The organism is Clostridioides sp. LIBA-7678, assembly GCF_056716065.1.
In genome coordinates this window covers 3,832,857-3,859,316 of sequence record NZ_CP196987.1, presented here as the reverse complement: position 1 = coordinate 3,859,316, position 26,460 = coordinate 3,832,857, and the positions used below count along the sequence as shown (strand labels likewise).

Here is a 26,460-nt window from a genome sequence, read left to right as displayed (position 1 = left end):
TTAGAAATATACAAATTGAAAGGTGGGATAATATGAAAAATAAAATAGGCTCTTTTGTAATAGCAGACCCAAACAAATGTACAGGTTGTAGAGCTTGTGAAGTAGCTTGTTTTACAATGCATAATCAACATAACAATGTAGGTTATACAGTTGGAACGGTTGATATACCTGTTATACCTAGACTTTATTTGGTAAAAGGTGATACTTTCTGTATGCCGATACAATGTAGACACTGTGAAGATGCTCCTTGTCTAAACTCATGTCCACAAAAAGCTATAATCAAAGAAAATAACATTATGTCTGTAAATGAAGAAAAATGTATAGGATGTAAAACTTGTCTGCTAGCATGTCCTTTTGGAGCTATAGATTTACTTCCACAATATGAAGATGGTAAAGAAGTAGAACAAGTAATTTTAGAAGAAAATAAAAAAATAGCTTATAAATGTGACTTATGTAAAGACAATGAAAAGATAGCTTGTGTAAGTGCATGTCCTCAGGAAGCTTTAAAACTTGTTACTCCAATAGATGACAAAAAGGCTAAGAATAGACAGGCTGCACTTAGCTTATTGTTAACAAATAAATAAAGGATACAGGGGTAGGTGACGTTTATGATAATAAATATAGATAAAGATTTATGTACTGGATGTAGAGAATGTTCCAAAGTCTGTCCAGTAAATGCTATTGAAGGTGAAGAGGGGAAACCACAAGAAATAAATTTAGATAGATGTGTTATGTGTGGTCAATGTGTTCAAACTTGTAAATCATATGCCTCAGTTATAGATGAAGGATTCGAATTTTTGCAAAGTAAAAAACAAGAAAGAGATATACCAGAATCTATAAATGAACCTATATTTGCGGCATATAATGTATGTGATGTAGATAAGGTTAAAAAGGCTTTAAATGACCCAAATGTATTTACTATGGTTCAATGTGCACCTGCAGTTAGAGTAGCTTTAGGTGAAGATTTTGGATATTATCTAGGATACCTAGGTGCTGGCAAAATGGCAGCAGCACTTAGAGCTTTAAATTTTGATAGAGTATATGATACTAACTTTGCAGCAGATTTGACTATTATGGAAGAAGGTAGCGAGTTGATTAAAAGGGTGACAGAAGGTGGAACTCTTCCAATGTTTACATCTTGTTGTCCAGCATGGGTAAAGTTTATGGAAAAAAATTATCCTAAATTAACTAATCATTTATCTTCTTGTAAATCACCTCAACAGATGGGTGGTGCAATATTTAAAACTTATGGTGCAGAAATAAATAATATAGATGCATCAAAAATATTTAGTGTTTCTATAATGCCATGTACATGTAAAAAATATGAATGTGATAGAGAAGAAATGGATTCTAGTGGATATAGAGATGTAGATGTAGTGTTAACTACAAGAGAATTAGCTTATCTAATAAAAGATATGGGAATTGATTTCAAAAACTTAAAAGAAGAAAAGTTTGATAGTCCTTTAGGTAGCTATAGTGGAGCTGGAACTATATTTGGTGTTACTGGTGGAGTTATGGAAGCGGCTATAAGAACTGGTTATGAGCTTATAACTGGAGAAAGTATTCCTAATGTAGAAGTAAAACAAGTAAGAGGAGAGAATGGTTTTAGAAAGTCAACTATTAAGATAGGAGATTTAGACCTAAGAGTTGGAGTAGTGAGTGGACTAAAAAATGTAATACCAGTACTTGAAGATTTAGAAAAAGGAAAATTAGATGTAGATTTTATTGAAGTTATGACTTGTCCTGTTGGATGTGTAAGTGGCGGAGGTCAACCAAAAATTTTACTAGAAGAATATAAAGAATTAGCCTATGAAAACAGAACAAAGGCAACATATGTGCATGATGAACATTTGGCAGTTAGAAAATCTCATGAGAACCCTGAGATTAAAAAATTGTATGATGAATATCTAGTAGAACCATTAGGAGAAAAATCTCATCATTTATTACACACTACATATTGTATAGGAAAGGAAGTGGCTAAGTAATGAACTATTTTGTTATAGCGGACCCTGATAAGTGTATAGGATGTAGAACTTGTATGATAGGATGTGTAGTTGCACATTCAGATGAGGATATTTTTTACAAAAACCCAGATGAGATAAATTTTAATCCAAAACTTTCTGTTATAAAGACAAAGGAAGTAAGTGCCCCAATACAATGTAGACATTGTGAAGATGCCCCTTGTGCAAAGGCATGTCCAAATGGTGGTATAGTTAGGATAGGTAACACAATAAAAATAAATGAAGAAAATTGTATAGGATGTAAGACTTGTATGTTAGCGTGTCCTATAGGTGCAATAGATATAGTTACATTAAAAGACATAGACGAAGGAAAGCTTTGTTTTAGAGAAAGAATGACAGCAAATAAATGTGATTTTTGTATAGAATCTCCAGAAGGACCTGCATGTGTAAATGTCTGTCCAACTAAAGCATTTACTATAGTTAAGGATGAGGATATAGATAGCAAAGTTAAAAACAAAAGAAAGTTAGCTATATTGTAATATATAAAAAGATGGAGCTCTCCTTATTATTAAGAGTTCCATCTTTTTAATTATTGTTTATATATTAAAAAATCAATTATTGCATTAGTTTATCGAGCCTTTCTCTATTCATTTTTTTCATTCCTATAGAAGTTATAATAAGTAAAGTATAAGCAATTATAACTGATAAAATTATGATGTACCAAGAAAATCTATAACCAAAGTTATCAACTAGTAATCCAAATAATGTCGAACCTAATGCAAAGCCTACTGCAAAAATTAATTGTACGATTCCATATATACTACCAAACTCTTTTTGGCCAAAGAAAGTACCTGTTAAATAAGCGGGTCCAATCATATAAGCAAATACAGAAAGCCCTTTTAAGGTAGCAAACACAAATGCAAAAGTAGAAGATTTATCTACAAGTAGTAGTGATAAAGTAGCTACAAGGACTAATATGAAAGCTACAATAAGTGGCTTTACTTGACCAAATTTATCAAACAGTAATCCTCCAAATATATTACCAATGAGAGCGAATAAAGCAAAAACGGAGCCTACTGTTCCTACTAAAATTGGATTTAGATAATTTCTAAGGTAAGTTGGATATTGTACAGATAATGATGAAACATATATACCTACAAATATAAATCCAATTGCCATAATCCAAAAATATTTAATTTTTTTAGCTTCTTTCAACGTATAACCCCATACTGAAGAAGAAATTGCATCAGATGAGTTCTCTTTTTTTCCTTTAGACCTTACTATTTCACTGGCATCCTTAGGCATTCTAAGTATGAATAATATTATAGGTATACCAATTATCAATGCTGCAATCCCAAATATTAGATAAGAGCGACTATATCCTTGAGATGCTAATAAACGAACTACAAGTGGTTGTAGAAATATACTACCAATAGAACCACCAGCAAAAGCAAATCCTAGAGCCTTTCCTTTACTTTCTTCATCAAACCAAGCACTTATTAAAACAGGTATACCTATAGCAGATATAATTGTAGCACCAACTTGCACAATACATGATAAAGTATAAAATTGCCATAGCTTAGTACATATAGAAAAAGTAGCAAAAGCAATACTAGAAATTATACATCCTAATAAATAGAGTGTCTTAAGATTGACTTTAGAAAACAATTTACCAATAAAAGGTGATACAATTGCTGAAGCAATCGTACCAATGGTGAATATTAGAGAAAAAGATGCCAAACTAAAGCCTTCCCCTTCAACAACATAACTTATAAACTGAGGTTGTATAGTAGCTACGAGATTAAATGGAATAGCTTGTATCAACATACAACCAAGTACTATAACCCAAGCGTTTGAAAAGTTTTTAATGCTAAATTTATTATTTAGTGTATTCATTGTATCTCTCCTTTAGATTAGGATTTGTAAATATTAATCTAATTATTCCAGTTTTACAGATTAGTTTTGGATAGTGTAGCTATTTAAATGTAATTTTGGGTATTAATATAAAAATTCTCTATTAAAATTTGATTATTTTAAACGGATGGGGTAAATTAACATATATAGATAGATAAATGAAAGGATGGATGAAATGTCATTTGAAAAAATAAATAATAATAATCTAGATAAAATACACAATAGAAAGTGTATCATGTTTGTAAATTTTAATAAAAAAGAATTATCACTAATTAAAAATGTTAGTAATTTTGCTGGAATAAGAGACCACATTATCTTAAGTGATAAAAATGGGGCTGACATAATTAGAGATATTTTGGATGGAAATACATCAAATAAATGTGAAAATGGAATTAAGAGTAAGTCTGTGATATTTAATAACACACCAAGTACACAAGTGAATGCATTTTTAGAAGGATTAAAAAAAGTGAGAATAAATAGACCTTTTATAGCTATGGTGACTGAAACATCTATTGATTGGACATTAAATAATTTAATAGAAAATTTAGTTCAAGAACGTAATGCAATGGTCTTAGGAAAAACAATTGAGCATAAATAAATTTGAGACATCTTCTAGTGAGTTTAACTAATATACATTAAGTATCATATTGTACTGTAGGATATAAAAGTTTTAATGTGAGTAGATGGAGGAGATTAAGATGAAAGTTTTATTTACAATAAATTATGGAAAAGAGAAGTTCGAGAAAATAAGTGAATTAGGATATGATGTTATACACTACTCTGAAGATAGTATTGAAAATAATGAAGATGTAAATACTGCAGATGTACTAGTTACATATAATCCATTTAGCAGACTAGATATTTCTAAAATGAAAGATTTAAAGTATATACAGACAACTAGTGTAGGTATAGACCAACTTCCAAAAGAAGAAGTATTAAAGAGAGATATTAAAATAGCAAATAATAGAGGTGGATATAGTATACCTATTGGTGAAAGCATAGTTATGTATATTTTAGAAATCTATAAAAATAGTGCAAAGTTTTTTAAACAGCAACAAAACAAAGAATGGAAGATGGATTTTTCTGTATCAGAATTATATGGGCAAAGAGTTGGATTTCTCGGAACAGGTACTATATCATCAGAAGCAGCTAAAAGATTGAAGGCTTTTGGCTTAGAAATATGGGGAGTAAATACTGATGGAAGTAGTAAAAAATACTTTGATAAATGTTTTGCTACTGATGATATGAATGTTGTATTTGAAGAATGTGACATAGTTGTAGTAGCAATGCCTTCTACAAAAAGTACAGATGGAATAGTAAACAAAGACATGTTTAAACTTATGAAAGAGGGTTCTGTATTTATTAATGTTGGTAGAGGAAATACAGTTAATCAGAAAGATTTAGAAGAATGCGTAGAAAAATTTAGAGGAGTAGCATTAGATGTATTTGAAAGTGAACCTTTAAGCCAAGAGAATAAGTTATGGGAGTGCGAAAATGTAATAGTAACTCCTCATAATTCTTGGGTATCTGATAAGAATAAGGAAAGAACATTTAATATGGTTTATAATAATTTGAAACACTATATAATGGAGAATAAACCTATAGATAATGTTGTAGATATATCAAGAGGTTATTAAACATAAAAAAATTTAATAAAAATAAAAGGGGTTGTCTTAAATTTGATTTTTTCTAATTAAATTTTAAGTCTAAACCCTTTTTGAATTTTTATATTTTATTAATATCTTAAACTTAACTACACCTTCTAAATTTAGTAAAGACTTTGGAACATTTAATCCTTGTATATACCTAATATTGATGTAAGTATCTCCTCATGACGTTTTAATTTGATAAATTTTCCAATTACATATATAATAAATATACAATTGTAGAATACTTGATTTTTTAGAAAGGATGAAATATACTAATGGGTGTCTAATGTACAAATACGAATTACATTATACTAAAAAAATCAAGTGAAAAATGAAAAATCAAATAAAAATGGGGTATAATTCCTTGTATGATAAATTACTATTGCGTTGTCTTAGTACTGCTATAGTAGGGATAATTCCCAAGGACACAACTGATGGCTATAGAAAGGGGAGCTCAGATGAATAGAGTTTTAATTATAGATGATGATAAAGATCTTTGCATCTTGCTGAAAAAAAGCATTTCTGTTGAACAGCTTGAAGCTAACTATTGCAATTCTGGAGAAGATGGACTAACTGAACTTTCAAAACAAGATTATCAGCTAGTGGTTCTTGATGTTATGATGCCAGGTATGAATGGTTTCAAAACAATGGAACAAATACGAAAATACAGCAATATCCCCATTTTAATGCTGACATCGAAAAGTGATAATTATAGCAAAGTGAATGGCTTGAGGGCTGGTGCAGATGACTACCTGACTAAGCCATTTGAGATTGCCGAATTTACTGCTCGTGTCCTATCTCTAATCCGACGTTACACTCGTTTTAATCCTAATAATGAAGAGCCACAACAACTTTCTTTTAAAGGTTTATTGATTGATATTGACCAGCATACAGTGACTACTGAAAGTAAAACTATATTACTTCCGCCAAAGGAGTTTGGTGTGCTTCTTTTCTGTGCAAGGCATCAGGGAAAGATTTTGACGAAGCAGCAGATTTATGAGGCAGTGTGGGGTGAACCATATGTCTATGATGATAGCAATATCATGGCTATTATCAGTCGCTTACGTAAAAAAATTGAACTAGACTCGTCATCCCCAAAGTATTTACAAACAATAAAAGGGATTGGGTATCAATTTAATATGGAGGTATGAAAATGGATGCGAAAACAATTATTCTCTTGTTACTCTTGTTGTCGATTGCTTTGCTTCTTTTTTCTATATTAGCATTTTCCAAACTTGGTCATGTTAGACGCAGCCTAAAAGATATAGAAGAAACACTTGAAGATGTACAAAATGGAAACGGAAATCGCAAAATATTGGTTAAGCCACACGATGTGATGGCTCCATTGGTTTATAAGCTTAATGAGATTGTCTACGATTATGAAAGTAAGTTACTTTCTTTAAAAAAGGCGGATGAAACTAGCAAGCAACTTATGACTAATCTATCTCATGATGTTCGTACACCATTAACAACTCTGATTGGCTATATGGATGCTGCACATAGTGGTATCGTAATTGGACAAGAGCGTGAGGAATACATTGAAATAGCAAGACTTAGAGCATATGATCTTAAGGATTATATTGATGTGATTTTTGACTGGTTTAGGTTTAACTCTGATGAATTTACGCTATCAATAGAATCTGTGGAAATTTCAGAGTTGTCACGCAATATTCTGAAAGACTGGATTCCTATCTTCTGTGAGAATAAGTTGGATTTTGAAATTGATATTCCAGAAAAGCGATTTATGGTCAATCTCGATCCAGATGGATATTCACGTGTGATTAATAATCTAGTTCAAAATGTTATTGCTCACAGTCAAGCAAGCCAAATTAAGATTACTATGAGTGAATATTCTAAAATGGTATTACTCAGTGTTGAGGATAATGGTGTGGGGATTGCCAAAGAAAATTTACAGTACATATTTGAGCGACTGTATAAGTGTGACAAGGGTCATTCAGCAAAAGGTAGTGGTTTGGGACTATCCATCGTAGCTCAGATGGTAGAGCGAATGGGTGGTAGCATTTCTGTACAAAGTGACATTGGAAAGTGCACTGTATTTACAGTCAGTTTACCATTAATATAAAGCTATTTCTCCCTATGTGGTGTACATACACAGGGGGATTTTTTGTGAATTCTAAAATTGCAAGGTTAGTACAAGGTTGTTGTAAGGTTAATGCAAGATTGAAGTTGTATGATAATTTTAGATAAACAAAGGAGGCTTTTACTATCTATGAATAATTTAATTGTTGAAACGAAAAATTTAACGAAACAGTATGGCGCTCAAAAGAGCGTTTCTAATTTGAATATTCACGTTCGAAAAGGCCGTATTTATGGTTTACTAGGAAGAAATGGTGCAGGTAAAACAACCACAATGAAAATGTTATTGGGTTTAACAAAACCAACTACTGGGGAAATTAAGATATTCGGTCAAGATATTCAGAAGAATGAAAATAAACTTCTTCCTAGAATTGGATGTCTGATTGAATCACCAGGTTTTTATCCTAATCTGACAGGGACAGAAAATCTCAAAATATTTGCAAGACTTAGAGGGATACCAAAGAAAAATGCAGTGAAATCAGCATTGGAAGTAGTAGGTTTACAATACAATGATAAAAAGTTATTTTCTCAATATTCTCTTGGTATGAAACAAAGGCTGGCGATTGCTCTTGCCATTATGCATGACCCAGAGCTGCTTATTTTGGATGAACCTATCAATGGGCTTGATCCAATTGGCATTGCAGAAGTAAGAACATTTATTCGCAATCTTTGTACAGAACAAGGTAAAACTATTTTGATATCCAGTCATATTCTTTCTGAAATTTCTTTACTGGCAGATGACATTGGCATTATTGACCAGGGCATTTTACTGGAAGAAGAAAGTCTTGCGGAACTGGAAGTAAAAAATAGTAAATACATACATTTTGGTGTGTCAGATGCAGCACAGGCGGCAAGGATTTTGGAAACGCAACTTCACTTGAAAAATTTCAAAATAGCAGACGATCACAATATTATGCTTTATAATACAGATGTCTCAGTTGCTTCAATAAATCGCATTTTCATTCGAAATCAAATTGATGTATCAGAATCTCATTTGTGTGAGGACACTCTTGAAGATTACTTCAAGAAAGTAACAGGAGGTGAAGGAATTGCTTGATCTGGTTTCATGTGAATTTTCAAAACTCAAAAGGCTAAAATTTATCATGATTTCTATTTTAAGTGCTTGTTTATTTCCAATTCCTTCGACAATTTTGATTGCAAAGGACAACTTGCCTTTTGAGCAATTGTTCAAATTAGTTATCAATTTTGGATATTTTTTGCTACTACCAGTTGTATTGAGTATCGTTGCTAGTCAGCTGTTTTTTATAGAGAGGGATAATGATGTATTAAAAAATCTAGCGACAGTACCAGTACCAAAAGAGAAACTGGCTTTGGCAAAACTCATTGTTTTATTGCTGGTTTCACTGCTTTATTCCGTTGTTGGATTGAGTGCTACCATTATTGGTGGACTCATTGTTGGAACAGTAGAGGAAATTGCTATAAAATTAGGGATGAGCATTACTTTTGGTATTATGTTTTTTGTTGTTTCACTTCCAATTGTAGTGTTCATTGTATATTTCAACCGTAGCTATATTTTTTCCATTATACTTTCTTTTGTATATGCTATTTTCAATTTTAGTATATCCTTAAATATTATTAATTTTGAACCAAATAACCCACTATTAAGCATATTGCCTTCTCCAATTATTATGCGATGGTGGATGGCATTTTGGGGAGACCCCACTGGAAAATATACAACACTTAGACAACCATATTTACTTTCAACTTTTGCTTGTGTAAGTGCTTTATGCTTGATAGCAATTATGGCAGCCCTGTTGATATGCATGATTTATAAGAAACAGGAGAATTAGGAGGTATCTATGTTTGATATAATTACTACGGAATTTCAAAAAATAAAACGATATAATATTCTATGGGTGGGTATTGTTGCTGTTATATTTTCGGCACTATTGGCAGTTTTTCAGATTATAAGCTCTCATGGTAACGAACCTCTAACGTATGAAAGTTTTGCTAATGGAGTCATCTGGAATAATTTCAGCCTTGCTTTTCCATTTGTTATTACTTTGATTGGAGGATATCTTATTAATCGTGAGTATACAGATCAAACCTTAAAGAACATACTGACTATTCCTGTTTCATTGCGTAAATTGCTAGTGGGAAAACTAATTGTGATTGGAGGACTTACTGTCCTTCTAAGTTTTTTTAGCTTTTTATGCACAGTTATTTTAGGATTGATATTTTGTCATATCAATATAGCTGTTATAATCGTTGTAAAATCCTTATTTCAGCTTTTGATTGTTAATCTGTGTTGTTATGTTGCTGTTTTACCAATTATTGTTTATTTTGGTTGTAAACAAAATACATTTCTTGCAGGTGTAGGAATTGCATTTGTCTATAGCTTTTGTGGTGTATTTGTCGCAGGAAGAAATCTAACAGACTTTTATCCAATCACAGCAGGGCTTGGTCTCTCTAGATATAACAATGGCGGGGGTATTGTTTATCAGCCACTTATTGGTGTAATGACTTTAATTGTGATTTTAATAGTGACAGCTATTCTACTTGCACTAACACCAAATTATGATAAAGTTATGGCTATATCTAAGAAAAAAGGGATAAAACGAAAAAAGTCTTCTCACAAATAACATCAATAGTACTTTTCCTGTATTTCTAATAAGCGACTACTTTGATTTTTCAGAGCAGTCGCTTTTTTATATTTAGCAAATTATGACTATTTTATGTTCCTTGACAACCTAATATCCCAATATATAGTATTTCTAATATGAAAATTATGTAGCTGAAAACAAAGTGGTACAATAATTATACTTTCTAACAATATCTACAGAATAGAGGAAGAGTTCCTACATTATGTGTAGATTTTTGGATAAGCACTTTTTTGTAATAAATTTAAAGTCAAAAAAGTGATATACTAAAAAATGTATAAATAGGAAATAATCAATTATAAGGAAATCTTAAAATAATTTAATTTAAAAAATATAAAGAGGTGCAAAAGTGAGCGTTAAAGATGAGATTAATAAACTTATAGAAAAAATAAACTACCATAATGAAAGGTATTATAATCAGGATAGCCCAGAAATATCAGACTATGAATATGATAAATTAATGAAAGAATTAATTTCTTTGGAAGAAGAAAATCCAGAACTAAAGAGAATTGATTCTCCAACAAATAGGGTAGGAGGTAAGCCATTAGATAAATTCAATCAAATTGTCCATAAAACTCCTATGTTAAGTCTATCGAATGCTTTTTCAGAACAGGACTTAAAAGATTTTGACAAGAGGGTTCAAGAATATATAGGAGACAATGTTGAATATGTTGTTGAGTTTAAAATAGATGGTCTTTCTGTAGGTCTTACTTATAATAATGGAGAGTTCGAAAAAGGTGCAACTAGAGGAGATGGGATTGTAGGAGAAGATATTTCTCACAATTTGATGACAGTAAAAAGTATACCTCTTAAAATAAATGACAAAAAAGAACTAATAGTTAGAGGAGAAGTATATATCTCAAAAGATAATTTTAGAAAAGTAAATGAACAACAAGAAGAACAAGAACAGCCTTTATTTGCTAATCCAAGAAACCTTGCAGCAGGCTCATTAAGACAATTAGACCCAAAATTAACTGCCAAAAGACCTTTAGATATATTTATATTTAATATGGAAAATATAGAAGAATATGATTTAAAAAGTCACAGTGAATCCCTAGAGTATTTAGAAGAATTAGGATTCTCAGTAAGCCAAAGTTATAAAGTTTGTAAAAATATCGATGAAGTTATTGAACATATTGAATACTGGACGGAGAATAGAGGTAATTTGGAATATGAGATAGATGGTATGGTAATAAAAGTAAATGATATAAAACAGAGGGAAGAAATGGGATATACAGCAAAAAGCCCTAGATGGGCAATTGCATATAAGTTTCCAGCAGAAAAGAAAAAAACTAAAATAATAGATATAATAGTAGAAGTTGGTAGAACAGGTACAATAACACCTTCAGCAATACTTGAACCAGTCAGACTTGCAGGTACTACTGTAAGTAGAGCTACACTTCATAATGAAGATTATATAAGAGAAAAAGATATAAAGATAAATGACACAGTATTAGTTCAAAAAGCAGGTGATATAATACCTCAAGTTTTAGAAGTTATAACAGAAGAACGTACTGGAGATGAAATAGATTTTAAGATGCCAGAAAAATGCCCTGTATGTTCAGAACCAACAGTAAGATTAGAAGGGGAGGCTGCTGTAAAGTGTATAAATATGTCTTGTCCAGCTCAAATAAGAAGGGGAATTATACACTTTGTATCAAGAGATGCAATGAATATAGATGGTCTAGGAGAATCTATAATTACGTTATTGTTAAATGAAAAAATAATCCAAGATGTATCTGATTTATACTATATAAAAAAGGAAGATGTAGTCGACCTAGAGAGAATGGGTGAAAAGTCTGCTGATAATTTAATAAACTCAATTGAAAAGTCAAAAGAAAATGATTTATGGAGACTTATAAATGGATTAGGTATCAAATTTATAGGAGTTAAAGCAGCTAAAATACTTGCATCTAACTTTAAGGACTTAGATGATGTAATTTCTTCAACAAGTGAGCAACTGGAAGAATTAGAGGAATTCGGAAGTATAATGGCAAACAGCGTTGTCGAGTTTTTTAAGGAAGACAAAAATATAAATGTTATAAACAAGTTGAAAAGTGTAGGAGTAAACACAAAATCATTGAATAATACAGGAGAAAATGTAGAAAAGATATTTGAAGGAATGAAAATAGTATTGACTGGTACACTTCCTACATTAAAAAGAAATGATGCAAAAGATATGATAGAAAAAAGAGGTGGAAAAGCTACATCTAGTGTAAGTAAATCGACAACATTTGTTTTGGCAGGGGAGGAAGCTGGCTCTAAACTTACTAAAGCAAATGATTTAGGAATTAAAGTTATAGATGAAGATAGTTTTTTAGAATTATTGAATTTATCATCGAAAGATGAAGTAAAAGCTATATTAGAGGGCTAAAAAGTCGTTTAATTTACTAGAAAACTACTATAATTAATGATAGAATAGTTCAGTAAGCTAATGAGATTATAAAAAAACAATATAATATTTGATTAAATTAAAAATTATAAAAAATAACTTTATAAAATATAAAAAATATAAGAAAGGATATTAAAAATGACCAGAAGTTATGATAGAAGTAATGACCAGATAAGACCTGTAAAGATAAGCAGAAATTATACAAAGTATGCAGAAGGCTCTGTTCTTATAGAAATGGGAGAGACAAAGGTTATATGTACTGCATCAGTAGAAGAGAAAGTACCTCCTTTTTTGAGAAATAGTGGTACTGGATGGATAAATGCTGAATATTCTATGTTGCCAAGAGCAACACAACAAAGAAAGATAAGGGATGCATCTAGGGGGAAAATCGACGGAAGAACACAAGAGATACAGAGATTGATAGGAAGAGCAATAAGGTCTGTTGTAGATTTGAATAAATTAGGTGAAAGAACTATTTGGGTAGATTGCGATGTTATACAAGCTGATGGAGGAACTAGAACAGCGTCTATAACAGGAGCCTTTGTGGCAGTTGCAGAAGCAATATATAAATTGTATAAAGCAAAGACAATAAAAGAAATGCCAATAACAAATTTTGTATCTGCAATCAGTGTTGGAATAGTAAATGAAACACATATGTTGGATTTATGTTATGAAGAAGATTCTAAAGCACAGGTAGATATGAATATAATAATGACTGATAAGTGTGAGTTTGTAGAAGTACAGGGGACTGGAGAAGAGAAACCTTTTTCGAGAAAAGATTTAAATTTATTGTTAGAGTTAGGAGAAAAAGGGAATAAAGAATTAATAAGGTTTCAAAGAGAAGCTTTAGGTGAAATAGCAGATGAGATATTAGGTATGGAGTATGGTAATGAAGTAGTAATTGCTACTAATAATGCTCATAAGCTAGAAGAAATAGGTGAAATCTTAAAAGACTTTGAATATACAGTGTATTCTTTAAAAGATGTTGACCTAGCAGGTATAGAAATAGTTGAGGATGGAAAAACATTTGAGCATAATGCATTAATAAAAGCTAGAACAATAGCTAAAAAAACTAAACTTATAGCAATATCAGACGATTCAGGTTTAGAAGTAGATGCTTTAGGCAAAAAACCTGGTGTTTATTCAGCTAGATATGCAGGAGAACATGCAACAGATGAAGAAAATAGAGAAAAGCTATTAAAATCTATGCAAAATATACCAATTAGTAAAAGAAATGCAAGATTCGTCTCTGCAATAGCAGTAGTTTTCCCAGATGGAAAAGAGTTTGTAGTAAGAGGAATCTGTGAAGGAACAATAGGTTTTGAAGAAAAGGGTAAAAATGGCTTTGGATATGATAGCTTATTTATAGTAAAAGGATATAATAAAACCTTTGGTGAGATACCTAGTGTTATAAAAAATTCAATCAGCCACAGAGCAAATGCACTAAAACTTATGAAACAAGAGTTTATAAAAAGGGTAGTGAAGTAATGAAGATAGGTATAGTAAGTGACACACATATGATGATTAAAAATATGGAAAAAGCAATACCATATTTGAAAGAATGTGACCTAATAATTCATGCAGGAGACAATTTTACAGACTCAAGATATATTTACAGCATGACTAATGTGGGAATCATTGCAGTTAAAGGTAATTGTGACTTTGATGCTGTTGAGGAAGAAGTTGTCTTTGAAGTAGCAAATAAAACTATATTTTTATGCCATGGAGATAAGTATGGTGTAAAATACGGAACACAGATGTTAGAAAACAAGGCAAGTGAAGTTGGAGCTGATATAGTTATATTTGGTCATACCCATACTCCGTTTAGAGAAATTAAAGATAATGTGCTTTACATAAATCCTGGAAGTACTTCACTTCCAAGAGGAGTATCGTATAAAAGTTTTGTTATTATGGACATAGAAGATGATGACATAAATATTGAAGAAATACGTATATAAGGGTGTATTTATCCAAAAAAACGGCAAAAAACACTCAAAAAATTAAATTTTATCAAATAAGTGCAACGATATTAATGGAACACTTGTAAATAAAAAAACTTATGTGATATAATTAAGTGGTTGAATTATAAATAGAATGAATTATGATACCATTATCGGGTATTACATAAATATCACTAGGAGGATTAGAAGGATGAAAGCAGAACTAATTAAAAAAGAGGGTAATAAAGTTACTTTAAAAATAACAGTAGATAACAATAAATTTGAAGCAGCAGTAAATAAGGCTTATAATAAAAGCAGAAATAAATACAATATACCTGGATTTAGAAAAGGTAAAGCTCCAAGAATTGTTATAGAGACTCAATACGGAAAAGGCATATTCTATAATGATGCTATAGAAATATTATTCCCAGAAGTTTATCCAGAAGCTATCAAGGAATTAGATATAGACCCAATAGACAATCCAGATTTAGATATAGAAGAAATAAGCAAAGATAATGGATTAGTTATGGTTCTTAATGTAGAAGTTAAACCAGAGTTTGAATTAGGAAACTACAAGGGTATAGAAATAGCTAAGGTTGAGAATACTGTAAGTGACGAAAATGTTGAAGCTAAACTACAAGAAATGGTTGAAAAAAATGCTAGATTAGTAAGTGTAGAAGATAAGGCTTTAGAAGATGGAGACACAGCTATAATAGACTTTGAAGGTTTTGAAAATGGTGTGGCTTTTGAAGGTGGTAAAGGTGAAAATTATAACTTAGTTATAGGTTCAAACACATTTATACCAGGATTTGAAGAACAATTAGTAGGTAAAAAAGCTGGTGAAGAAGTAGAAGTTAATGTTACTTTCCCAGAAGAATACCACTCACAAGATTTAGCTGGAAAACCAGTTGTATTTAATGTGAAAATAAATGATGTAAAAGTAAAAGAATTATCTGCATTAGATGATGAATTTGCTAAAGATACTAGCGAATTTGACACTTTAGATGAATTAAAAGCAGATGTAAGAGCTAAATTAGAAGAAGAAGCTAAAAATAGAGCAGATGCAGAAACTAGAAATTCAGTAGTAGAAAAAGTTGCTGAAAATACAGAAATAGAAATACCAGAAGTTATGGTACAACATCAAATAGATAATATGTTAAATGAACTTAACTACCAATTACAATATCAAGGATTTGGATTACAACAATTATTAGAGATGACTGGTAGAACTATGGAAGAATTAAGAGAAGAAAGAAAAGAAGATGCTAAAAAATTAGTTAAATCTTCTCTAGTATTAGAAGCAATAACTAAAGCTGAAGGAATTGAAGCAACAGAAGAAGAATTTAAAGCTGAGTTAGAAAAAATGGCTTCTGCTTACAATATGGAAATAGACAAAATAGAAGCTTCTTTAAGAGATGCTGATAAAGAAGATATAAAAGGACAAATAAAGATAAGAAAAACAATAGATTTATTAGTTGAGAATGCAACAATAGCTTAATAAAATAAACGCTAACTAATATAGTTGACGTTATAGAATGTTTAGTATATAATGATGTGCAAATATAATTTAGTTAAATGCGTATAATAATTTACAGTAGCTTAAAAAAGCTACTGTAAATTATATAGAATAAAGGGGGTATGAAACCATGGCATTAGTACCTGTAGTTGTTGAACAAACAGGAAGAGGAGAAAGATCTTATGATATTTTTTCTAGACTATTAAAAGACAGAATAATCTTCTTAGGAGATCAAGTTAACGATGCCACAGCAGGGCTTATAGTAGCACAGCTATTATTTTTAGAAGCTGAAGACCCAGACAAAGATATACATTTATATATAAATTCTCCAGGAGGAAGTATAACTTCTGGAATGGCTATATATGATACTATGCAATACATCAAACCAGATGTAAGCACTATATGTATAGGTATGGCTGCTTCTATGGGAGCATTCTTGTTGGCAGCAGGAGCAAAAGGAAAAAGACTAGCACTACCAAATAGTGAGATAATGATACATCAACCATTAGGTGGAGCTCAAGGTCAAGCGACAGATATAGAAATTCATGCAAAAAGAATTTTAAAAATAAAAGAAACTCTAAATGAGATATTATCTGAAAGAACTGGTCAGCCATTAGAGAAAATAAAAATGGATACTGAACGTGATAACTTCATGAGTGCAATAGAAGCCAAAGAATATGGTTTAATAGATGAAGTATTTACAAAGAGACCGTAGATAGAGAGAGGTGTTAATATGTCTAAATATGAAGAAAAACGACAATTAAAGTGTTCATTCTGCGGTAAAAATCAAGATCAAGTAAGAAGATTAATTGCAGGTCCAAATGTATATATTTGTGACGAGTGTGTTGAACTTTGTGACGAAATTATTCAAGAAGAAATAGAAGATACTATAGATGAAGATACTACATCATTACCAAAGCCAAAGGAAATGATGGAGATTCTAAATGATTATGTAATAGGTCAAGAAAAAGCTAAAAAAGCTTTATCAGTTGCAGTTTATAATCATTACAAGAGAATATACAGCAAAAAATCTAGTAACAAGGATATAGAAATTCAAAAGAGTAATATACTTTTACTAGGACCTACTGGTTCTGGAAAGACATTACTTGCTCAAACTCTAGCAAGAACTCTTAATGTACCTTTTGCAATGGCTGATGCTACATCATTAACTGAAGCTGGATATGTTGGAGAAGACGTTGAAAACATACTTCTAAAACTTATTCAAGCTGCTGATTTTGATATAGAAAAAGCTGAAAGAGGTATAATATATATAGATGAGATAGACAAAATTGCAAGAAAATCTGAAAATCCATCTATAACTAGAGATGTAAGTGGTGAAGGTGTTCAACAAGCCCTTCTAAAAATATTAGAGGGTACTGTTGCAAATGTTCCACCACAAGGAGGAAGAAAACATCCTCATCAAGAATTCCTAAAGATAGATACTACTAATGTATTGTTTATACTAGGTGGAGCTTTTGATGGATTAGAAAAAATAATCCAAAAACGTGGTGGAGATAAAACACTAGGTTTTGGAGCTAAGATAGAAAGTAAGAAAGAATTAGATTTAGGAAAGCTATATGAAAAAGTACTTCCAGAGGATTTATTAAAATATGGTATAATACCTGAATTTATAGGAAGAATACCAGTTTTAGCTACTTTAGAATTACTGGATGAAGATGCATTGATGCAGATATTACAAGAACCTAAAAATGCTCTAGTAAAACAGTATAAAAAACTATTGGAGTTGGATGATGTTGAACTAGAATTTGAAGAAGGTGCTCTTCGTGCAATAGCTAAAAAAGCTATAGAAAGAAATACAGGAGCTAGAGGGCTTAGAAGTATAGTTGAAAGCGTAATGATGGAGACTATGTTTGAGGTACCATCTAGAGATAATATAAAGAAGGTTATAGTAACAGAGAAATCTGTGAACGAAGACTCAGTAAATCCTATCATAGTACTTAAGGATCAAGAGGAAAGTGCATAAGATGATGAAAAGGAGCTTTAAAGGCTCCTTTTTTTATGTTAATATGCTTAATATAAAACTAGATATTACATTATAAAAATGAGAGTAATATACCTAGAACACCAAAGACGAATACAATTGCAATAGAACCAATTTTTCCTTTATATAAAAGGTAAAAGGATACTATAAATGCAATTATTCCATATAAGTCCCAATTAACTTCTTTGGCAGATGAAAAAGCTGCCGATAATATGAATCCTAAAGTAATTGGTCTAAGAACCATCAATAAGTTTTCTACTTTTTTATTATTTTTGAACTTAGAAAATAACTTTGATATAATAGTTAGACCTACTAATGCAAAAATCGTTACACCAATAGTTGCAGACAGAGAACCAAAAAAACCTGCAGTCTTAAACCCTACAAATGTAGCACTATTTATTGCTACAGGGCCTGGTGTAGATTGTGATATAGCAAGTAAATCCAAGAATTCTTGATTAGTTATTAGGTGGTATTTAGATATAAATTCTTGTTGAATAAATGGCAGCATGGCATATCCACCACCAAAACTAAAGGCTCCTATTTTAAGGAATATTAAAAAGAGTAGTGTTATTTCTGACATAGACTATATACACCTCCTCCAATTATTAAATAAATAGGGCTTATATTGAATACACCAACAGATAAAACTGCTATAATTAATAGTAGTATGTTAGTTCTAGACTTTGGCAGTTTCTTAAACATGCTCGTAAAAGAATACAATATAAGAGCTATTACGACAGGGGCAACTCCTTTAAAAAATCCATCTAAAATTTTAGATGATGAATTTTTAAAATATAGATATGATAAGACTAATACTATACAAAATGATGGTAAAGCAGAGCCTAAGGTACATATAAGAACTCCTGGTATACCATAAAGTTTATATCCTAATAATACAGATATATTAACTGCCAGTACTCCAGGGTAACTTTGAGCTATGGATAGAAAATCAATAAATTCTTCCTGCTCTAAAAGCTTTTGTTTGTTTACAAGTTCATCTTGTATAAGAGGAACCATAGCGTATCCACCACCAAACGTAAACGCACCGATTTTTAAAAAAGTTAAAAACAATTTCAACATAATAGAAACCTCCAAAAGATAAATAACATCTAAGTATACTAACATTAATATTATATCATAATAAAATAGTAATATAATATGCTAAGAATTTATCATTAATGTTGAAAATTAACTTGTTCGAATATATAATATTAAAATCAAAATAATTAGACTAGAAAAGGAGTAATGTTGATGGAACAAAATTATACTAAAATAGATCATGAATTACCGCTAATTCCTTTAAGAGGATTAGCAATATTTCCATATATGATATTAAATTTTGATATAGGAAGAGAGATATCTCTTAAAGCTTTAGACCAAGCTATGATGGAGGAAGAACTTATATTTTTAACATCTCAAAAAGAAGCTGAAGTTGATGAGCCAGGAGAAGACGATTTTTATCATGTAGGGACAATTTGTAAAGTTAAACAAATGATAAAATTACCAGGAGATACAGTTCGTGTTTTGGTTGAAGGTGTATCAAGAGGTAGGGTAAAACAAATAGAACAAGAAGAAGGGTATTTCAAAGCAGTAATAGAAGAAATAGTCTTTGATAGTGACAATTTAGATAGTGAGACAGAAGTTGAAATTGAAGCATTTGTAAGAAATGTATTTGATGCCTTTGAAGAGTATATAAATATCGGAAACAGAGTATCACCAGAAATATTAATATCTTTGGCTGATATAGAAGATGTTGATAGATTTATAGATACAATAGCTGCCAATATATATCTAAAGTCAAGCCAAAAACAAGAAATATTAGAAGAATTTGATATTAAGAAAAGACTTGAGCTTATTTATTCTATATTATTAGAAGAGATAGATATACTAAAAATAGAGAAGAAGATAACTTTAAGAGTTAAAAAACAGATGAATAAAGTTCAAAAAGAATATTACCTTAGAGAACAACTAAAAGCAATACAAAAAGAATTAGGTGAAGAAGAAGATATAAATTCTGAAGCTGATGAATACAGAGAAAAGCTTAAAAAAATAAAAGCACCTAAGACAACTAAGGAAAAAATAGAAAAAGAAATAGATAAATTTTCAAAGATATCTTCAATGTCTCCAGATGTATCTGTAAGTAGAAACTACTTGGATACTATATTTTCATTGCCATGGAATAAGGAAACAAAAGATAAGTTGGATATAAATAAGGCAAATGCTATACTAGATGAAGACCATTATGGATTAGAGAAAGTAAAAGAAAGAATACTAGAATACTTAGCTATAAGAACACTTGCTAAATCACTTAAAGGCCCTATAATATGTCTAGTTGGTCCTCCAGGAACAGGAAAGACATCTATAGTAAAATCAATAGCTAGAGCGTTGAATAGAAAGTTTGTAAGAATATCTTTAGGTGGAGTTAGAGATGAAGCAGAAATAAGAGGTCATAGAAGAACTTATGTAGGTTCAATTCCAGGAAGAATAATCAATGGAGTAAAAGAAGCACAAACAAAAAATCCTGTATTTTTATTTGATGAGATAGATAAAATGGCAGCAGATTATAAAGGTGACCCAGCTTCAGCAATGCTAGAAGTATTAGACCCAGAGCAAAATAAGGATTTTGTAGACCACTACTTAGAAATACCTTTTGATTTATCAAAAATACTATTTGTTACAACAGCAAACAGCCTAGGTAATATACCAAGACCATTATTAGATAGAATGGAAATAATAGAAGTATCTGGATATATAGAAGAGGAAAAATTAAATATAGCAAAAAAATATTTACTTCCAAAACAAATTAAAGAGCATGCTTTAAAAGAAAACTTCATAAAAATGGATGATGAGACTTTAAGAAGTATAATAAATCATTATACAAGAGAAGCAGGTGTAAGAACACTAGAAAGAACTATTGGTAAAATTTGTAGAAAAGTTGCAAAAAAATATGTTGAAGACCCAACTCTTGAAGAAGTTATTGTAAATAAGTCTGACTTAGAGACATATCTTGGAAAAGACATGTTTAAGTATCAACTTGCAGAAGTTAATCCTCAAATAGGATTAGTAAATGGTCTTGCATGGACAGCAGTTGGTGGAGTTACACTTGAAGTAGAAGTAAATGTACTTAAAGGTAAAGGCGAAATTGTATTGACTGGTAAGCTAGGAGATGTTATGAAGGAATCTGCTAAGACAGGTATATCTTATATAAGGTCAATAGTGGACAAGTTTGATATAGACCCAGATTTTTATAAGACAAATGATATTCATATACACATTCCAGAAGGTGCTGTTCCAAAAGATGGACCATCAGCTGGTATAACTATGGCTCTTGCAGTAATTTCAGCACTTACTAAAAGACCTGTTCCAGGCAATATAGCTATGACAGGAGAGATAACTTTAAGAGGTAGAGTATTAGCTGTAGGAGGAGTTAAAGAAAAATTATTAGCAGCTCATAGAGCTGGTATAACAAAAGTATTAATTCCTAAAGAATGTGAAGCTGATTTAGATGAGATACCAGAAAATGTAAAAGAAAAAATGGAGTTTGTACTTGTAGAACATATGGATGAAGTATTAGAACAAGCTTTGTTAAAGAGTGGTGAGAAGAATGAAAATTAGAAGTTCAGAGATAACTATGAGTGCTGTGAATAAATCACAGTATCCAGCAGAAGGTATTCCAGAGATAGCATTAGCTGGTAGGTCAAATGTTGGGAAATCATCAATAATAAATACATTGCTTAATAGAAGAAACTTTGCTAGAACTAGTCAAACACCAGGGAAAACTAGAACTATAAACTTTTATCTAATAAATAATGAATTTTATTTTGTGGACCTTCCAGGTTATGGATATGCAAAGATAGCTAAGTCTGAAAAAGAAAAATGGGGAGGCATAATGGAAAGATATCTAGAAAGTAGACAAGAATTATGTTCTATATTTCTACTTGTAGATATTAGACATGAGCCTACAGCAGATGATAAGCTTATGTATGAATGGATAAAACACTTCGGATATAACTGTGTGATTATTGCAACTAAGGCAGATAAAATATCTAGAGGACAATATCAAAAACATATAAGCATAATAAGAAAAAAATTGCAAATGGAAAGTAGCGAAAAAGTAATCCCTGTTTCCTCATTAAAAAAGACTGGTGTTGAAGAACTATGGGAAGAAATTGTAAATCAATATAATCAACATGGATATGAGATAACAGTAGATTAGTTATAACTATATTAATATCAAAATAAAATATAGGATGCCTCAAAATAATTCTAATGGATATTTTTTGGCATCCTTGTTGTTTATAAACAATAGATATTAGCAATTTATTGTTATAAATTAAAAAAACTTCAAGGTTTGATATAAATTAGTATATTTAAAAACTTAGTCACTGATGAAATCAGAAATAAATTTTATCTAAGAAATAGATTTCTCTGTTTTTCTCATAAAGAAAATAGTTAGTATAAGTCCTATAAAGCATACTGCTGCAGCAATCCAATAAGATTGATTACTAGCTATAACATAGGCTGCTGTATGGCTTTTGAAATTTTGATTATATGTAAGGCTTTGTGCAAAGAAGCTACTAAAAAATGCTGTTCCAAGAGCAAATGATAAATTACGAACCGTTGCAAGAAAGCTACCTCCATATCCTTGTTTCTGAGGAGGAACATCTGCAAGAATGCTACTATTGTTTGGTGAACTAAAAGCACCTAGTCCGAGTCCGAAAATAACTAAACATACAATTAAAAGATATAATGGTGAATCTGCTTTTAAAAGTGCCATTCCAACGAGTGAAATAGTCATAAATGAAAAAGATGTTGTTAGAATATTCTTTGCACCATGTTTATCAGAAAGAGAACCTGCAATAGGTGCTATAAGTACCATAATAAGTGGATGGACAGTCATTACAGAACCAGCCATCATAGGAGATAGATTTTTTAACTGTTCTAAATAAAATGGAAGTAGGAAAGATACTGCCATTTGAGGGAAGTAACAAGCGATTCCAATAATATTGCCTACAGTGAAATTTCTATTTTTAAATAAAGGTAAATCAATAAAGCTCTGTTCAAATTTTACTTCTCTTAATGCTAATAATAAGAAGATGATAAGTGATGCTATACCTAGATACAATCTTGTGTTTCCTTTTCCATTCATCGCAAGTAATATAAGTGTAGTACAAGTTGCAAATAGCAGAAGACCTGGAATATCAAAGCTTTTATTTTGTTCATCTAAAGCAGGTCTAGGAAGAAATTTAATTCCAAGAAAAACTGCTATGATACCAATAGGTATATTGATAATAAAAATAGAAGGCCATCCAAAATGTTCTAAAAGTATACCTCCAATTACAGGACCACTCATATTTCCTATACCAACTACAGCGCCAGTGATTCCTATAGCCTTTCCTTTTTCATTTGCTGGAAATGCATTAGAAACTATACCAAGTCCAGTTGCCATTAAAATACTTGCCCCAACTGCTTGAAATATTCTTGAAGAAATTAATGTAGATAAGTTGTGTGATATACTACACAGAAAAGAACCTATTGTGAATACAAAAAATCCTAATGTGTATAGACGATTTGAACCTACTTTATCACCGAGCTTTCCAAAAAATAACATAGTTGCTGTAACGACAAGCATATAAGCTGTTACAACCCACTGAATCTGTGACATGTTAATTTTAAAGTCAGCAGCAATTGTAGGATTTGCAATATTTAGTATACTTCCATCAAGAGTAGACATAAATACACCAATACAGATTATAATTAATACTATCCATTTTTGTTTCATGATAACACTCCAATCTTTTATATAATAGATTTTATAAGTACAGAATAGTTATAAAATAAACAACAAAAAAAGCACCTACATCTTAGGTACCTCGAATGTGTTTAATTTCATGAATAAATACGGTAGTTGAAGGAGTTGTATAGATTACTCATGTAAAATTACATAAAGGTACTCATATACTATTTTCTTCTACCATCCAGATTTTACTGTCGGCTTTGGAATCTGACCAAATTATGCCATAAGGCTCGCGGGCTTTTACCGCCGATAGGGAATTTCACCCGTTTCTGAAGAAAAACAGATGTATTTTGTAATATTATTTTAACATAAAATCATAATGGAAACAATTGGATTTGAATAAGATACAACTATATTACTGTATAAAGAGTTAAATTAGACTTCCAGATAAAAGCATATAAAAGTTAAATCACATAGTATAGAATCTACTATAATTAGATAAAATTAATTTTTTATTGGTATTAAATGATAAGTTTTAGATTTATCAAAAGCATAAAGTTGTAACAAAACTCGTATAATATTAATATCTTAATTAAGAGATATTGTAAATTATGAGGAGGCGCTAATTATGGAAGGAAAGGTAAAGAAGGCATTTCCAGGTGGAAACACATCACAAGGCTCATATTCTTTTTTTGAATATATAATTCCTGAAAATGTAAAAAGAGTTTTTTGTTTAAAAGGTGGCCCTGGAGTAGGAAAATCCTCACTTATGAAAAAAATTTATAAAGAATTTTTAAGTAGAGGATATGATATTGAATTATATAACTGTCCTTCTGACCCAAGTTCATTGGACGGTGTAGTTATAAAGGAATTAGGCGTGGTACTTATGGATGCAACTGCTCCACACACTATGGACCCAAAGTTACCAGGAGCTTTGGACGAGATAATTAATTTAGGTGATTACTGGAACACAGAAGAGTTGGAAAAAAATAGACAAGAAATATCGGCATACGATAAGGATATTAGTAATGCATTTAAAAGAGCGTTTAAATTTTTAAAAGCATCAGAACCAATCTTTAGAGATATAGAGGAAAAATATTCTGATTGTATGGATTATGGTAAAGTGAATCTAGTTACAGAAGAATTTATTAAAAAATTGTTTGATGGAGTTGAAAGCACAGGAAATTTGAAAAGAGAGAAGCATTTATTTGGTTCAGCTATAACTCCTGTAGGATGTTTAGATTATACAGAAAACATATTAAAAGATGTAAATAAGGTTTATTATTTAGATGGTGAAATAGGCACTGGAAAAACTACATTATTAAACAAAGTGTATAAGAAAGCTATTGAAAAAGGTTTAAATGTAGAAGTTTATCATTATCCACTTATACCAGAAAAAGTTGAGACTGTACTATTGACTGACTTAGATATTGGTATAACTACAAGCGCAACTTTTAAAGAAGAGGAAACCATTAATTTAAATCAATTTTTAAATAGAGAAAAATTACTTAAATATGAAGAAGATATTAAATTTGATGAGAAAGTTTTGGATGATTTAATTTGTTGGGCTGTATTAAATCTTAAGAGAGCGAAGTCTAAACATGATATTATAGAAAGTTACTATATCCCTAATATGAGATTTGATGAAGTTGGAAAATTAAGAGATAAACTAGTTAATAGAATTTCAAAATATGAGAAGAATGTATAAGAATATATATCTTAAATCAGATGATAATTATAAAATATAACTTTTAGTAAATTGGTGTAGCTGTGAAGCTATGCCATTTTGCTTTTTTTGATGTATGATATTATATACTAAAGATGAATTTTAATATATAAGTTTGATATAATAAATATATATAAAGGCTCAAGGTTTAATTAAAGAAAATTATCATATAAAAATAAATTTGTAAGGAGCAATACAGTATGAAAAAACCATATGTGTTTATAATACTAGCGAGTACTATTTTAGGTATACTTGTTGGAACCATATTTAGAGATTATAGTAATGAAGAAACAGTTTATACAAGTAAAGATAAGTCAATAAGAAAAGAAATAAAATTGACAGGAAAGTCTATAAAGGAATTAAAAAAGGAAAAGGATAAATTAGATAAAGAAATTGATTCAATGAAAAGTAATCAAAAAAATTCTAAAGAAATCTCAGAAATAGAAGCTCTTAGAGAAAATCTATCATATTCAGATGTAAAGGGCAGTGGAATAATAGTAAGTATAGATGCTATAGATGAAAAAACAGGGAATATAGCAAATAATATAGACTATAATAAAATACTTGTAAAAGTTGTAAATGAACTAAAAGTAAATGGAGCAAAATACATAGAAATAAATGGTCAAAGAATCAATCAGTATTCAGAAGTTGTACTTGCAGGAAGCCATATAAATATAAATGGAGTTCCTGTAGCACAACCTTATGAAATAAAATGCATTGGGGATAAGGATAAACTCTCTGATTATGTGGATAAAGGCAGTGAATATTTAGACAGTATACAAACGACTTATCCAATGAAAGTAAGTATAAAAACTGAAGAAAATATCTCTATGAAAAAAATGAATATACCTAATAAATTAAAGTATATAAAGGGTGATTAAGATTATATTAGAGGAAAGCAGTTT

Annotated in this window: 24 protein-coding genes and 1 riboswitch; of the genes, 20 read left to right on the top strand and 4 right to left on the bottom strand. The window is 30.6% G+C overall.

Annotation, left to right across the window (positions count from 1 at the left end; genetic code table 11):
* Window positions 1–32: 32 nt before the first annotated feature.
* The 3 genes from ACTG46_RS17815 to ACTG46_RS17805 are packed head-to-tail and all read left to right on the top strand — an operon-like array spanning window position 33 to window position 2,500.
* Complete coding sequence (locus tag ACTG46_RS17815) at window positions 33–584, top strand: 4Fe-4S dicluster domain-containing protein (RefSeq protein ID WP_054271753.1); 552 nt, start codon at window positions 33–35, stop codon at window positions 582–584.
* Window positions 585–608: 24 nt separating this feature from the next.
* On the top strand, window positions 609–1,985 hold the full coding sequence (locus tag ACTG46_RS17810) for a [FeFe] hydrogenase, group A (protein ID WP_479923331.1): 1,377 nt from the start codon (window positions 609–611) through the stop codon (window positions 1,983–1,985).
* Window positions 1,985–2,500, top strand: a complete 516-nt coding sequence (locus tag ACTG46_RS17805; protein WP_054271751.1) for a 4Fe-4S dicluster domain-containing protein — start codon at window positions 1,985–1,987, stop codon at window positions 2,498–2,500. The genes ACTG46_RS17810 and ACTG46_RS17805 overlap by 1 nt, the downstream gene beginning before the upstream one ends.
* 76 nt (window positions 2,501–2,576) lie before the next feature.
* Here the strand turns inward: ACTG46_RS17805 and ACTG46_RS17800 are convergent, their stop codons facing one another.
* Entirely contained in the window at window positions 2,577–3,857 is a 1,281-nt protein-coding gene (locus ACTG46_RS17800) for a conjugated bile salt MFS transporter (RefSeq protein ID WP_054271750.1), read from the bottom strand.
* A gap of 193 nt (window positions 3,858–4,050) precedes the next feature.
* On the opposite strand from ACTG46_RS17800, the gene ACTG46_RS17795 reads away from it, so the two are divergent.
* The 13 genes from ACTG46_RS17795 (at window position 4,051) to clpX (ending at window position 18,074) form a co-directional block, all read left to right on the top strand.
* Window positions 4,051–4,473, top strand: coding sequence for a DUF3783 domain-containing protein (locus ACTG46_RS17795; protein WP_479923330.1), 423 nt, complete (start codon window positions 4,051–4,053; stop codon window positions 4,471–4,473).
* Between the two features lie 100 nt (window positions 4,474–4,573).
* Window positions 4,574–5,512, top strand: coding sequence for a phosphoglycerate dehydrogenase (locus ACTG46_RS17790; protein ID WP_054271748.1), 939 nt, complete (start codon window positions 4,574–4,576; stop codon window positions 5,510–5,512).
* Window positions 5,513–5,982: 470 nt separating this feature from the next.
* A complete protein-coding gene (locus tag ACTG46_RS17785) occupies window positions 5,983–6,675 on the top strand; it encodes a response regulator transcription factor (protein WP_479923329.1) in 693 nt (230 codons plus the stop codon).
* A 2-nt stretch (window positions 6,676–6,677) separates the two neighbouring features.
* Entirely contained in the window at window positions 6,678–7,607 is a 930-nt protein-coding gene (locus tag ACTG46_RS17780; RefSeq protein WP_479923328.1) for a sensor histidine kinase, read from the top strand.
* 147 nt (window positions 7,608–7,754) lie between these two features.
* Window positions 7,755–8,678, top strand: coding sequence for an ABC transporter ATP-binding protein (locus ACTG46_RS17775; RefSeq protein ID WP_407814666.1), 924 nt, complete (start codon window positions 7,755–7,757; stop codon window positions 8,676–8,678).
* Window positions 8,662–9,432, top strand: a complete 771-nt coding sequence (locus tag ACTG46_RS17770; protein ID WP_479923327.1) for an ABC transporter permease — start codon at window positions 8,662–8,664, stop codon at window positions 9,430–9,432. Before ACTG46_RS17775 ends, ACTG46_RS17770 begins: the two co-directional genes overlap by 17 nt.
* A 9-nt stretch (window positions 9,433–9,441) precedes the next feature.
* A complete protein-coding gene (locus ACTG46_RS17765) occupies window positions 9,442–10,224 on the top strand; it encodes an ABC transporter permease (RefSeq protein WP_407814664.1) in 783 nt (260 codons plus the stop codon).
* A 367-nt stretch (window positions 10,225–10,591) separates the two neighbouring features.
* Complete coding sequence (gene ligA / locus ACTG46_RS17760) at window positions 10,592–12,616, top strand: NAD-dependent DNA ligase LigA (RefSeq protein ID WP_167640297.1); 2,025 nt, start codon at window positions 10,592–10,594, stop codon at window positions 12,614–12,616.
* A 156-nt stretch (window positions 12,617–12,772) separates the two neighbouring features.
* Window positions 12,773–14,122 (top strand): ribonuclease PH, encoded by a 1,350-nt coding sequence (rph, locus tag ACTG46_RS17755; RefSeq protein ID WP_054271746.1) that lies wholly within the window; start codon window positions 12,773–12,775, stop codon window positions 14,120–14,122.
* Entirely contained in the window at window positions 14,122–14,592 is a 471-nt protein-coding gene (locus tag ACTG46_RS17750) for a metallophosphoesterase family protein (protein ID WP_054277662.1), read from the top strand. The genes rph and ACTG46_RS17750 overlap by 1 nt, the downstream gene beginning before the upstream one ends.
* Before the next feature lie 193 nt (window positions 14,593–14,785).
* Window positions 14,786–16,072 carry a trigger factor gene (gene tig, locus ACTG46_RS17745; protein ID WP_054277661.1) on the top strand — a complete coding sequence of 429 codons (1,287 nt, stop codon included), beginning with the start codon at window positions 14,786–14,788 and terminating at the stop codon, window positions 16,070–16,072.
* Window positions 16,073–16,220: 148 nt separating this feature from the next.
* Window positions 16,221–16,805, top strand: coding sequence for an ATP-dependent Clp endopeptidase proteolytic subunit ClpP (gene clpP, locus ACTG46_RS17740; protein ID WP_021386274.1), 585 nt, complete (start codon window positions 16,221–16,223; stop codon window positions 16,803–16,805).
* An 18-nt stretch (window positions 16,806–16,823) separates the two neighbouring features.
* Window positions 16,824–18,074 (top strand): ATP-dependent Clp protease ATP-binding subunit ClpX, encoded by a 1,251-nt coding sequence (gene clpX, locus ACTG46_RS17735; RefSeq protein WP_054271743.1) that lies wholly within the window; start codon window positions 16,824–16,826, stop codon window positions 18,072–18,074.
* Between the two features lie 70 nt (window positions 18,075–18,144).
* Here clpX and ACTG46_RS17730 read toward each other — a convergent pair whose 3' ends face one another.
* The gene (locus ACTG46_RS17730) at window positions 18,145–18,672 is read right to left on the bottom strand and encodes a chromate transporter (protein ID WP_054271742.1); all 528 of its coding nucleotides are present in this window, start codon (window positions 18,670–18,672) and stop codon (window positions 18,145–18,147) included.
* Window positions 18,660–19,172, bottom strand: coding sequence for a chromate transporter (locus ACTG46_RS17725; protein WP_021386213.1), 513 nt, complete (start codon window positions 19,170–19,172; stop codon window positions 18,660–18,662). Before ACTG46_RS17725 ends, ACTG46_RS17730 begins: the two co-directional genes overlap by 13 nt.
* A 171-nt stretch (window positions 19,173–19,343) precedes the next feature.
* Between ACTG46_RS17725 and lon the strand changes: the two genes are divergently transcribed.
* Entirely contained in the window at window positions 19,344–21,707 is a 2,364-nt protein-coding gene (lon, locus tag ACTG46_RS17720) for an endopeptidase La (protein WP_054277659.1), read from the top strand.
* The gene (yihA, locus tag ACTG46_RS17715) at window positions 21,697–22,308 is read left to right on the top strand and encodes a ribosome biogenesis GTP-binding protein YihA/YsxC (RefSeq protein WP_054271740.1); all 612 of its coding nucleotides are present in this window, start codon (window positions 21,697–21,699) and stop codon (window positions 22,306–22,308) included. Before lon ends, yihA begins: the two co-directional genes overlap by 11 nt.
* 195 nt (window positions 22,309–22,503) lie before the next feature.
* On the opposite strand, the gene ACTG46_RS17710 is transcribed toward yihA, so the two are convergent.
* On the bottom strand, window positions 22,504–23,874 hold the full coding sequence (locus tag ACTG46_RS17710; protein ID WP_479923326.1) for an MFS transporter: 1,371 nt from the start codon (window positions 23,872–23,874) through the stop codon (window positions 22,504–22,506).
* Window positions 23,875–24,054: 180 nt separating this feature from the next.
* Window positions 24,055–24,170, bottom strand: a riboswitch (FMN riboswitch).
* 287 nt (window positions 24,171–24,457) lie between these two features.
* On the opposite strand from ACTG46_RS17710, the gene ACTG46_RS17705 reads away from it, so the two are divergent.
* Both ACTG46_RS17705 and ACTG46_RS17700 read left to right on the top strand, forming a co-directional pair.
* Window positions 24,458–25,537, top strand: a complete 1,080-nt coding sequence (locus ACTG46_RS17705) for an ATP-binding protein (RefSeq protein WP_407814660.1) — start codon at window positions 24,458–24,460, stop codon at window positions 25,535–25,537.
* 218 nt (window positions 25,538–25,755) lie between these two features.
* Window positions 25,756–26,436: a DUF881 domain-containing protein gene (locus ACTG46_RS17700; RefSeq protein WP_479923325.1), complete on the top strand. Its 681-nt coding sequence runs from the start codon at window positions 25,756–25,758 to the stop codon at window positions 26,434–26,436.
* The last annotated feature ends 24 nt before the right edge of the window (window positions 26,437–26,460 follow it).